The sequence below is a fragment of the Dulcicalothrix desertica PCC 7102 genome (assembly GCF_003991905.1).
In the GTDB taxonomy this organism is placed as follows: domain Bacteria; phylum Cyanobacteriota; class Cyanobacteriia; order Cyanobacteriales; family Nostocaceae; genus Dulcicalothrix; species Dulcicalothrix desertica.
This window is the reverse complement of sequence record NZ_RSCL01000015.1, coordinates 67,700-79,701: the sequence shown is the minus strand read 5'-3', so window position 1 is coordinate 79,701 and position 12,002 is coordinate 67,700. Positions and strand designations below refer to the sequence as shown.

12 protein-coding genes and 1 tRNA gene are annotated in these 12,002 nt (G+C 40.0%); 12 read left to right on the top strand and 1 reads right to left on the bottom strand.

The window, feature by feature from the left end; translation table 11 throughout:
* The first annotated feature begins 68 nt into the window (after positions 1-68).
* The 5 genes from DSM106972_RS28915 (at position 69) to DSM106972_RS28895 (ending at position 2,683) form a co-directional block, all read left to right on the top strand.
* Entirely contained in the window at positions 69-305 is a 237-nt protein-coding gene (locus DSM106972_RS28915) for a DNA-directed RNA polymerase subunit omega (protein WP_026093591.1), read from the top strand.
* Between the two features lie 90 nt (positions 306-395).
* On the top strand, positions 396-932 hold the full coding sequence (locus tag DSM106972_RS28910; RefSeq protein WP_127083931.1) for a hypothetical protein: 537 nt from the start codon (positions 396-398) through the stop codon (positions 930-932).
* Position 933: 1 nt separating this feature from the next.
* The gene (locus DSM106972_RS28905; RefSeq protein WP_127083930.1) at positions 934-1,299 is read left to right on the top strand and encodes a DUF1818 family protein; all 366 of its coding nucleotides are present in this window, start codon (positions 934-936) and stop codon (positions 1,297-1,299) included.
* Positions 1,300-1,374: 75 nt separating this feature from the next.
* Positions 1,375-1,448 (top strand) — tRNA-Pro (locus DSM106972_RS28900).
* Positions 1,449-1,561: 113 nt separating this feature from the next.
* The gene (locus tag DSM106972_RS28895; protein ID WP_127083929.1) at positions 1,562-2,683 is read left to right on the top strand and encodes a tyrosine-type recombinase/integrase; all 1,122 of its coding nucleotides are present in this window, start codon (positions 1,562-1,564) and stop codon (positions 2,681-2,683) included.
* Here DSM106972_RS28895 and DSM106972_RS28890 read toward each other — a convergent pair.
* Positions 2,655-2,912: a hypothetical protein gene (locus tag DSM106972_RS28890; protein WP_127083928.1), complete on the bottom strand. Its 258-nt coding sequence runs from the start codon at positions 2,910-2,912 to the stop codon at positions 2,655-2,657. The genes DSM106972_RS28895 and DSM106972_RS28890 overlap by 29 nt on opposite strands.
* A gap of 295 nt (positions 2,913-3,207) precedes the next feature.
* On the opposite strand from DSM106972_RS28890, the gene DSM106972_RS51585 reads away from it, so the two are divergent.
* The 7 genes from DSM106972_RS51585 to DSM106972_RS28860 all read left to right on the top strand — a co-directional run bounded on the left by DSM106972_RS51585 (position 3,208) and on the right by DSM106972_RS28860 (position 11,926).
* Positions 3,208-3,378, top strand: a complete 171-nt coding sequence (locus tag DSM106972_RS51585; protein WP_158632888.1) for a hypothetical protein — start codon at positions 3,208-3,210, stop codon at positions 3,376-3,378.
* Between the two features lie 520 nt (positions 3,379-3,898).
* On the top strand, positions 3,899-7,711 hold the full coding sequence (locus DSM106972_RS28885) for a plasmid replication protein, CyRepA1 family (RefSeq protein WP_127083927.1): 3,813 nt from the start codon (positions 3,899-3,901) through the stop codon (positions 7,709-7,711).
* A 297-nt stretch (positions 7,712-8,008) separates the two neighbouring features.
* Positions 8,009-8,257, top strand: coding sequence for a hypothetical protein (locus tag DSM106972_RS53955; protein WP_127083926.1), 249 nt, complete (start codon positions 8,009-8,011; stop codon positions 8,255-8,257).
* Positions 8,258-8,903: 646 nt separating this feature from the next.
* Entirely contained in the window at positions 8,904-9,167 is a 264-nt protein-coding gene (locus DSM106972_RS28875; RefSeq protein ID WP_127083925.1) for a hypothetical protein, read from the top strand.
* Positions 9,168-9,488: 321 nt separating this feature from the next.
* A complete protein-coding gene (locus DSM106972_RS52725) occupies positions 9,489-9,965 on the top strand; it encodes an HNH endonuclease (protein WP_201800796.1) in 477 nt (158 codons plus the stop codon).
* A 2-nt stretch (positions 9,966-9,967) separates the two neighbouring features.
* Positions 9,968-10,177, top strand: a complete 210-nt coding sequence (locus DSM106972_RS28865; protein ID WP_127083924.1) for a hypothetical protein — start codon at positions 9,968-9,970, stop codon at positions 10,175-10,177.
* Positions 10,178-11,734: 1,557 nt separating this feature from the next.
* On the top strand, positions 11,735-11,926 hold the full coding sequence (locus DSM106972_RS28860) for a hypothetical protein (RefSeq protein WP_127083923.1): 192 nt from the start codon (positions 11,735-11,737) through the stop codon (positions 11,924-11,926).
* Positions 11,927-12,002: the final 76 nt, after the last annotated feature.

The following is a 12,002-nucleotide window of genomic DNA, read 5'->3' as shown; positions in this document are numbered from 1 at the left end:
TATATCCTCTACCTGGAGTAATGAATCACGAGTGCTACACTAAAAGTTGTTCTACTGAACCAGTGATTATGCTCAAGCGTTCAAAGTTCGAGACAACTCAGTCTCAGATTATGCACCGTGCTGAGGATTTGATACATGCAGCCTCAAATCGTTATCGCATAACAGTTCAAGTCGCTAACCGCGCAAAACGGCGCCGTTATGAAGATTTTGACAATGCCGATGATACGCTCATGAAACCTGTACTGCGCGCAATTATCGAAATGTCAGATGAGCTAACTCAACCGGAAATCATTGGCGAAGTGTAGAAGTTAATTCTAATCTCCCTCTTTTCCCCCCCTTATTAAGGGGGGTTAGGGGGGATCAAATACTATGTACTAAACAACTAAATTCCAACAATGGAAAAAAATCCTATTCTGCCAATTATTTATTTTTTATATCCAGCGCGCCGAATTATATATTTCGCTTTATTTGTAACAGTTTTGGTTGCCGTGCTTTGCAGTGCCGAAGTTAACCCACCAATTTTGTCTAATATAAGCTTATTTGGCGCCCAGCCAGCAGTTGCACAGCAGCGTGTTGTTATCGGTGATGTTTGGCAAAAAATTTACCAACAATTACCAGATTTACCCAAAGAAAATACTTACAAAGCTAAAGAGGGTGGTAAGGTTGCCACTGATAATACTTTAGTCGGTCGCATAATTCGCTACCACATCTACACAAAGGGACGGGCGCCTAACTTTCGTTTAGATTGGAAGTTAACTTTGGCAGATTATCTGGATGCCAACGAAATCATGTACGATTACAGCTATCCAGGAAAAGATAATTTAACAACAAACCCATTTGACGGTGATAGGGCTGCCGTAAAAAAACTCACCCGTAGTCAGCGTGCTGCTTTAGTACAAGCTTTAACAAACGCCTTCACAGGCAAAAGCTAAAATGGAACGTGTCATTAAAAGTGGTGTTGGTTGGCGTATTGGTTGGAACCCTTCGGTGCCAAAATTTAAAGGATTAGTAGGTACCTCGGATTGGTCTGTTGAGTTAACGCAAGCTGAATTAGATGATTTTTGTCGTTTATCAGCACAGCTTGCTGACACAATGAAACAACTGGCGCCTGAGTTAATGGACTCTGAAAAAATAGCCATAGAAGCCGAAAGCGATTTAATTTGGATGGAAGCAGAAGGCTACCATCACTCCTACACCTTACGCTTCATCATTAATAATAAACGCGCTTGCGAAGGAAAATGGGAGGCCGATGCCGTACCAGGTTTACTCCAAGCAGCAAGTACACTCAAGGTTTTTTAATTAAAGATGCTATTTTTCTTCAGACTTGTGTTATTATAGCTAAGTTAAAGATTACAAAGTTAAATTTGTATTCTTCGGGGCGTAGCGCAGCTTGGTAGCGCGCCACTTTGGGGTAGTGGAGGTCTTGGGTTCAAATCCCAACGTTCCGATATTTTTATATCCAGTCTATATCTAGGTTCTAGCCCTTGGTCAGGTTTCTAAAATCTTCCTGCAAACCATCAATAAAAATACCAAAAAATAACCTCACAGGTACAGCTTTGGTATGGCATCGCAGGACTTAAACGGCAGTAGAAAGGGCGTTGTAGCCATCGAGGAAGTTAAACAACGACTCCGGCTTCGTTGGACTTTCGCAAACAAACGCTATTGTCTCTCGCTAGGTTTTCCCAACACAACAGTCAATATTAAAGCCGCGAAGCAATTAGCCGCGAAGATTGAACTGGATATGCTTACGGATAATTTCGATACTTCCTTAAAGAAATATCAACCAGGTATCAACGAGAAAGACCCACGGGGAAGCGTCACAGAATTATTTGACCTGTTTATAGCTTACAAATCAAAAAGTCTTTACCGTCGCAGCATCGAAAAATACCATACCACCGCAAAGCAACTAAAAGATTTTTTCAAAGAAAATAATCCAGCAACTTCGGTCAGTGAAAAAGACGCGGAATTATTTGCGGAACATCAAAAGAAAAAACTCGCAGAATTTTCTTTGAAAGAACGCTTGACAATTATCCGTGCTAGTTGGACATGGGGAATCAAACAAGGATTAGTCAAAGTAAACCCGTGGGAAGAACTACCTGGACGCATCAAAGTACCACCAAAACGCAAACCTCAGCCGTTTACCACGGATGAACTAGCGCTAATCTTTAAAGCTTTTGAGGAAAATCGTTACTACAAATATTACTTGCCTTTTGTTCAGTTTCGTGCATGGACAGGTGCCAGGATAAGCGAAGCCATTGGTCTACGTTGGGGTGATGTCTCTGAGGATTGTTGCGAGGTTTGGATAGGTTCATCGCTGTCTCGCGGTCAGCGCAAAGCATCCAAAAATAATAAACCCCGAACAATTCCGTGTAATCCCAGGATACAAGCATTGCTTAAATCAGTGAAACCGTCGTTGACCAACGAGAACGATTTAGTGTTTCCATCACCAGAAGGTTTAGCGATACGCGACGTTGAGTTTTGTAAACGTGCTTGGCGAACTTGCCTTAAAACTGCTGGTGTTAAATACCGAAGTTTTTATCATCTGCGGCACACCTTTATTAGCCACTGTTTAGCTCAAGGAATGTCACCAGCAGCTATCGCTGAAATAACCGGGCATTCTATCGAGGTTTTGTACAAACATTATGCAGGGAATATTACCAAAGTTCTAATCCCTGATTTTTAATATCATGGCTCGTAATAATAATATAACTACTACAGCCAAGTAGCAACGAAGTTGGTTCGACCGCAGGGAGTATGTCTGGGACGAAGGACTGGCGGAACGCCGTGGACGCTAACGCTAATCCTTGGGGAGAATCAGTACAATTCTTTTCATAATATTCTAATGCCAGTTTTCTTAAGAGCAGTAAACCTTGCTTTCTGTTCATTGGTAAACTTTTTTTTGGTTTATCCATCACAATATCCTTAGTTAATCCATTAATCAATCACTAAAAGTTATCGATTAACCAACGTTTATTTCTCTGTAATATTCACTGTTTTTTATGGTTGCGCTGAAAGCAGCTCTGTGTCTATTTTTCAGCGATGTCACTTTGAAATTTTCGATATCACTTACAGAAAATATTACTTTGTGTACTATATCTCTAATGAAGATATCCTGAAAGAACTGCTGGGTATACCTTTTTGATGCTTGTATTAATATTTTATCTGCGCTATTATTAAAATATAAATAGGCACAAAAAAGCAAAAACAATGAACACTATAACCAATAAGACCGAGAAAAGAATCTGCTTTGTTGAACCACAGAATCTAAACATCAAGAAAATAGCAGTATGCCACGGAATGAGCATGAAAGATTTATTATTATCAGCACTGCATGAGTTCCTAGAAAAACGTGGAATTGATGCAGATAACTATCAATAATTAATGCCCCTTGGCATTTACCCGCGAACCAGTACCTTGAAAACGGGCAACAAAAATAATCGAAAAGAGTAGGTCGTAAGTGGATAGTCAAAGCTTATAACCGAGGGATACAGATTTACGATAGCCCTTTATAACGAACCTCCAGACCGACCGTTAAACTTTTTCTAGGCTGGATATATGGCTAGCAATCATGAACCATCTGTGAATCATCATTGATTTTAACATGATTAAAACTTGTGTTTCCGTCCCCTGCTTGGGGTATTGAAACTATTACGGGCACGTACTAAGGAAAATAATCAATAGGGAACGATATATATTGTCGCAGACAAAAGTTCCCAAAAAAAATCCCGGCTAACTAACCTAGGATTCGCCGTCCTAGAAAGCTTCCACCGAGTTTTTCTTAACACTGAAATTTTAACGCTGAACTTTACGGCTTAATGCCAAAAGTTAAACTCAAAGCTTTTTTAGTGAACCAGTCGGGAATCCTACTCAAAACTTAAAAAATAGGAACCGATGAAAAATGCTTACTAATATTGTACAAGATGATAGTTCAAAGGTAAATAGTTCTTCAAATATAAGTTCAGAGGTTATCTCAAAGGAGAATACCCCAGCACTATTAGTTAGTGCTATATCTAGTTTACCGCAAAACGTGGACAATGTTAGCGTAGCGTCCATCAGCACACTTGCTGGTGTGTGTACACCAGAGATACATCCAGCGATTCAACAGCTTTATGCACTGGGTTATGAAGAAGGCGATACTGTAACAGGACGCAACATCCCACCAATAGACGGAACTCGTACAGATTGGCATGGAGTGTTGACTAAAGACAATTTACAGATAACAGAATATAGTTACAGCACCAAGAGATACACCGGAGATTATCACGAAGATGGTCTTTCCTGGTTAGCCGAAGAAAATTGCGATAAAGGAATTTATTATAACGTTAATGGTGGTCGCGATAATGCATCAGTAAACAAATTCCATGCTGTTTTCTGGGAATCGGACAAAGGAACTCACGAAGAACAAGCTCTTGTAAATTCCTTGTTACCTGTAGATTTAACTGTTGCAATTACCACTAGACGTTCAACACACAGTTACTTGCGAGTTAGCGAAGAATATTGTCATGATTTAGAACTTTGGAAACACTTACAGCAAATCGCAGCTTACACTTTTGGTTCTGACCCAGCGGTTAAAGATTTACCACGGCTAATGCGTCTCGCAAGTTTTGACCACATTAAACTATCCTCGTTCCAATTGCCCGGAGAAATTGATTACGATACCACACCCTGCAAATTAATAACCTGCGAACCTGACCCACAACACTCACCCGAAGATATTCTTAAATATTTCGCAGAAGTACGAGCCAAGTTAGGTATTAAAGATTATTCCGAAGAACGTTTCAAGGGATATCAATATATCAACAGCAAGCTAAACCAAAAGAAAAAAGGTGTTAATTATTCCCATGAGAATTTTAACCCTAATATCTTTAGAACTTGCGCTGATTCAGAAGTCAGTGAACTACATACACGGGCTAAACTCTTCGCTAGACTCTGCAAACAAAAACACGAAGGTATTGCTTGTGATGACCCAGAAACAGCTTGGACAGAATCGCTAAAAAAAGTTCACCAAGCATACAAAAAAGAATATGAGTTTCCACTAAACAAAGTCAGCGATTCAACCTTAAGAGAAGCTGGGTTAGGTTCCGAGGAAACTCTTTCTGGATACTTTGCACGGAACTACGGCTTAGGATTTGATGCTAGAGGTAGGAATCAATGGCATACCTGTCAGTGTCCCGCGCATGGCTCCAGCAGTGGCAACATGGATAATCTACATATTCATGCTGTGAGTGGTGCAGTGAAATGTCAAAGCGATTGTACCAGTGCTGAAGTCATGACAGCATTCCGTCAAAAAGCCAAAGACGCTGGTGATACACTTTGGGATGCTACAACCTATAACGTTGATACTCGCGAATCAGACAACAATACAAGCGGTGAAGCTACCAACAAAGAGTTTACCGAGGAAGAAAAACAGAGTTGGATTCAGAAAAAAAGAGCCACTGGTTTAGCTCGTTGGACTGATTCGAGAAAGTTTACTGGTGCAATATCAATAAACGTTGCCCATGTTAGCGACGGCGTACCTACCACTGGTTTTGACCCAAGAGAAATTATCGCAATCAAATCTGGGTTAGGCACTGGTAAAAGCTTTTGGATGCGTCTATTAGTCGAAAACTTAAAAGCTGGTGCATTAATACTTGGCTACAGAAATTTATTAGGGATTCAAACAGCGAAATTACTTGGTGGTTATCATATTCACCGGAACGCCGATGAATTTATCGCTAATATGAATAACCCTAATGCTGTTCTGAGTTTTTGCGTTGACTCACTACTTAGATTTAAAGGCAATGAGCAAGTATTTAAAAACCGTCCTGTTGCTTTTGATGAGTTGATGTCTTTTAGAAAACACCTGCTGATTTCAAAACATATTGCCCCTTCTGTACGCAACCAATGTCTCAAAATTCTAGGCACTGTATTAAAGATTTGTGGCAACATTATTTTACTCGATGGACATTTAAATACTGCTGCTGTTCAGTGGATTCATGAATTAGCTGGCACTGATAGACCTTTACGGAAGTACTACAACGAAAAAAACGCTGAACAACGCACAATAAAATTTATTGTTGGTACTTACAAAGATGGTTACGAAGGTCAAACTAAGTTTGATACTGATGTTATCGATATCGAAGGAATCAATAACAATGACCATTCTGCGGTTGAATCTTTACTTGTTAATAGCACTGAAAAATTCTACAGCTTTAGCGATAGCAAAGATTCTCTTGTTTCTATCCATAAAACACTTACTGCCGCTAATCCTCTGAAAAAATATCTGCTAGTTTGCGCTGATACTTCCAGTGAACCTGACGTTGTTGCTTTCATTGAAAATCCTAATGATGAACTACTAAAAAACCAATACGATGGTGTTTTAGTGTCACCTACCGGAGATAGCGGTCTTGATATCTCACTTCGCGGGTATTTCAACCACGAATATATAATGCTAAACGGGGTTATTGATGCATCTTCGGGAACACAAGGTATATTCAGACCACGTGACCCAGCGATTGAAACCTACGTTTCTTGTGTCGCTAATTCTATCGCTGGACGACGCGATGATAATTATGATGTTGAAGCTACACGAGAGACACTAAAAAATAATTTTAATGCTGTTTGTGATTTAATCGATGACAAAGTATTCGAGGAATTAGGCACTGACTATGATTTTAAAACACTCATAGCTAAGGTTATTGAACAATCTGAAACAACCAACGGTAGAGCCGCGATTGAAACCTCTGTTCAATACGAATACGAACGTAGAAATATCCGCGAATGCCTTAATGTTCTCCTCCAAGAAGCTGGACACAATATCGATTACATTGCATTACCTAGCGATACCTCAACCAAGAATGAACTAAAAAAAATCAAAGATTGTATCAAGGATGAAAAATCAGAGGACATTTTCGACGCTGACCTGTTGCGCGAATCTGAATACACTGAACTCCGCACTAAACAACACAGAACACCATCAGAACAATCGGCAATCACTAAATACAAAATCAACGACAAACTACCCGGAATATTTAACAAAGATATTTCCAGTGAATTTATCCGCAAGGTTGTTTTCGATGAACCTGAATTAATTAGACAACTTCAGAGAAAATTCTTTGTCGAAAACTTGGATATAACCAAGGATTTCTTCACTAAACAAACTTTGAACATCCTTAAAGGTTTCATCAAAACAGGTCAATGTTTACCCACTGCTATCAGCGATGAATACCCTAAACTTCAAGCAGTAATTAACATTGGTCTTCTTGATATTATCAACCTCGATAGCTGGAACGTTAAAACACCCGAAGTTCGCAATGTTATCGATAAAATCAATGGTCTTGAGTTCCAAAAACGTTGGGGCGTTGAACTTAAAAAAAACAAAGACCGCAGTTTAGTTGCCAAGAAGTTTAATGACAAACAAGCAATGATTTTAATCTCTGAAATGCTTGAATGGTTAGGTATCAAAACTAAATATCTTGGACGACCAACCATTGATGGTCAACGTGTTCATTCCTACGCATATGACAGCAAAATTTACCAAAAAACGGACATCATGGCTATCCAAGAATGTATCGCTGCTAAATACGCACCGGAGCAGTTCATTAGTATTCCAGAGAGCGATACCGAGATACCATTCGGTGAATCATCCAGCGATGAACCTGCTAAGGTGTCTACTGGTACTCAATTAAGTATCTTTTTAGACATGTTCTCAGTTGACCTTGTAGCTGCTTAATGTTTCGATACGGGGGGTTCCAAAATCCGTCCATAGCCCACCTACTACTTTAAGACTAATATAGGTGCTATGGACGCGGTTTTTGTTTACTGTATAAGGCTTTCAGCGATTTAGCCCCTTGCAACGTTTGCAAGCTTTTCAGATGACAAAACCGCTGTTTCAGCCTTTGTAGACTGTTCAAAAACATCGGCTCTATACGTAGTTCGCGGTAGTCTATTGTGGGTGCAGCCATTATTAACTTAATAGTCAGGATTGGGATATAGGCTATTAGAACGGATAAGGGTGAGCCAATCGCAGATGAATCCAAGGGTTAAGAATAGGTTAAAATCCCGCGCGCAAAAAGTCAGCGAACCAAACCAGCAAACAAGCGTCTTGAGACAAAACATTGAAATTTTACTGGTAATTCCCAATGCCCTACGATTATTGGTTACACATTATATTTGTCCAAGATGCTTTCAGCAATGTTCTTACCGACGAACAGAAACACGATGCTACTTACTGCTGGCTTGTGTTGGACGGGTTCAGGGAAGATTTCGAGTTTTATAACTCATGAATTATCCCGCGCAAAGTTTCCAGCGCTCAGACCTCAGTCCCTATCAGAGATTGACCTTGCTGGTCATTCTAGACCCAAATCAGAGGACGAATGAATAATGAATAATCCCACGGCTAGTATCCTAGAGGAAGCTTGCTGGTCATTCTAGCGGGGCTAACCTAGGGAATATCATTAATGCTGCTGCGCGAGAAATCCAGAGAAATGCATCTACGTATAAGCTCCAAAGTTTCGGATTCCTGAAAGCACTACTGATAATGACTTTGATTGATTTAGAGATGGCTCTAATGGACTTTTTGTCGGATTCACTAAATGATACTCAGTGAAGTTCCGACAAAATGTCGTGACATATTAATTAAAGTTTTCTCTTAACATTTTACCACGGTCAAACCCTTGATATGACTCCGATGCATCATGCCAGCAGTCGCTATCTTTGGATTTGAATCTGCAAAATATATTACTATGCAAATCTGCATACTCACCAAAAAATATGCTATGATAGTATCAGGAAATAAATCTGTGAGTCAGTCATAGAAACCATTTGCGGAACTATCAGGGATAATTTAATGAAAGGAAACTGGGCAACTAAAGAACAACAAGCAGCGTTAAAGGCTCATAATGAACGTATATTAAAGGAATCATATGAAAACAACAGAGACAGAATCGCTATTACAGCAGATGGACAGAGCAACGAAACTAGCAAAAGAGCAGGCAGCGGAGTATCTAAAACAATCACAGGAAATAGCGGAGAAGTGGCGCAGTAAACCATCAGCAGAAGCATCAGCAGAAGCACCAGTGAATGATTTAGAGTACGTGCCACCGACAACCCAAGAGTTATACGCTGCAAAGCAGACCAATAGCCCAGCTTGGAAACGTCACCTGGATGAGCTAGCGAAGCTTTATTAATAGAATCACCAGTGAGTGATGCGCTGATTTGAGCATCAAAGATTGACCGCTGATGTTCACTGATTTTGACCTTGGGCGAACTTTGAAAAAACAGAGAGGGTTTTACGGTACAATCAACCTTGTACGCCGTACAAGGTTCCGCACAAGGTTCCGCACAAGGTTCCGCACACGGTTCGCCAGTGGTTCGTACAAAAATAATCAAATAGTAGCTTAAAACTGGGGCGATGACCTGGGATTAGGTATTCCAGCGATTCAAATCATCAAATTTACCATTAGACTAAACTATTAACGAACACCCTTATATTTACCGGAGAAACTTTTATGATATTTTCAATAAAAGTACGCGAAGTTCTTATCGATAATCAAGACACTGACCTACTTGGTTTAACATTTAATGGTGTTGATTCGTGGTATGTTGACGGCAGGGGTTATCTTCAAGGGTGGGTCGAAGGTAAACTTATTAAATTTCACAAGTTAGTTACAAAAAGGATGGGCTTCGATAAAACTTTAGTGGTAGACCATATTAATCGAAATCCATTAGACAACCGCAGAATTAATCTAAGGGAAGCTACCGCTAGTCAAAATTCTTGGAACCGCACCAAACGAAAAAACAATAAATCAGGATTTAAGGGAGTTCACAGGCATTCCAGCAATAAATGGATAGCGCGTATCAAGGTAAACGGCAAAATTAAACATCTAGGAACATTCACAGATAAAATCGCTGCTGCAATTGCATATGATAATGTCGCAAAACTTTATCATGGTGAGTTCGCTGTTTTAAACTTTGATAGAGAATAAATATGTTTACAGATTTACCCGAAGATGATGCAGTGTTAAAACCGATAGAGTTCCCACTGACACCGAAGCAACGAGCTATACAACAGACAAAACCGTGGCTAAATTCAGCGATATCCCGTAGCAAACCAATGAAAGCGCTTAAGGCTTTATATATTGAGATGTACCAGCGGAATATTGCCCAAGAAGACAGCGAAGATAGTCCCAAGGATTAATTCCTTGATAACAACATTGAACCACCTTAGATTAGATTCTGGGGTGGTTTAATTTTGATAGCTTCCTCAGTAGTAATTCACTGGTTGGCAGTATCGATAACTACCAAAGATTTATTTACGCATTAAATCTACGGTTTATCGATGGGAATACCGCAGAACCCCCACCCACGAAACAAACTTTAAAGAATGACCGAACGGTCGTTCACTGATGATTGTCAAAGACAGTTTGTCCATCACAGACTCATCGATACCGATATATCGTTATATCTCTGATAGGCACCCGCAGGCACCATCACAGCTAGTATCAATGTTCACCATCAGCGGTTACTAGTGAATCTTATTTAGATGACCATCTAATCGTTTAGTGTGCATGACATGCTTCGCACGAAGTAGCGGTGCTACCACCAAGGTTTTTTTATTACTATTGTGGGTCTTATTCACCAGTCCCAAAAGACCAGCCACAGCACTTTACGGAGCTTTTTCTTGGATAATCCAATAGACTTTTTGTGGGTCATCTGTGGCAAGTCCCAAAAGCCATTTAGCTTCGCAAGTACTTCGTCCTACCATTACTAGATGCCCATTAAGCTATATCTCTGATGGTCTTCCAACAGCTAACCGCAGGCACCAGCAAGAATTATAGGCGACTGGCAATATTGGACAGATTTACGGAAATATCCACGGAATTGACCAATAAAGCCTCAAGCAATGTTTTTAGCCGACTTCTATTATGGGTGGTGGTTTACTGTTCGGAAAATCATGGTTTAAGCTTCATGGCTCCACCAAAGAATCCAGCACTAGCAATACTTTCAAGGATTTTTAGCACTGTTCGGCTCCAGAGGGGAACTGGTGGGCTGGAGCGGCGAACTTGGCTCCTTAGCTGTTGCCACTGATTTAACCACAGCAATTGTTTCAAGGATTTTTAGCTGTAGGTAGCTGTCCCCTGGTGGCACCATTAGCTGCACGCTGTCAGATACACAGATTGCCATCGGTAGCACGTCCAGCAAGCCACCTTAAAGATGCTAGCCGTGGGATTATACCTTTGCTGAATGTCCTCTGTATTGCCCTTAAAATCGATTTCTAGAGAAATGCCTTGGATAGTAAGGATTCTAGCTGCGAGCCAACTTTAAGATAGTGTGCGAGCGTCTTGCGACTGTCCACTAGCTAACAGTAAATATGATTACGTGACCTATTTCCAATTTGTACAAAGAAGCTTTTTAAAGATTAAATGATTAGTAGGCTTTTTTAGTGTGCATGACTAGTGTTTATTTCTATAACTTAACTTGTTATGCACAGCCTGAAAATATTGCTGTACGGTCTTTTAGGAGCGATTTGCGTAAATCATTTTGCAATTAATCCACGGGTGAAGCACTAAATAGTCCCTTAAGACCGTCCAGCAGTACTTTCAAGGATTTTGCTACTGATATTCTATGATTGTCCAGTAAAATATCAAAAAGTTAATCCGTAAAGCTTATATATGGTTGTTTTAGCGATTCAGCGTAACATTAATCTAAAAAGGTAACTTTAGATTGTATACTGATATTTTCCTTGATTAATGTTATGGATATCTCAAAGAATATTACCGAACTTGTCTTTGTTGGCTTCATTGAAACTATCGATAGTCCGTTAGTAATCTGGAGCGAAGAACGTTTTATTGAACACCAGCAAAATAATCCTGATTGGTTGCCGCTAGAAACTTCGCGGATAGTACATCAGATTTCACCAGAGATATTGGCAAAAATGCAGCGCTAGTATTACCATTGGTCAATCTAACAAAGCTAGTACATTAGTGATATTTTCTGTAAAGTACATTGAAATTTTCGATGTG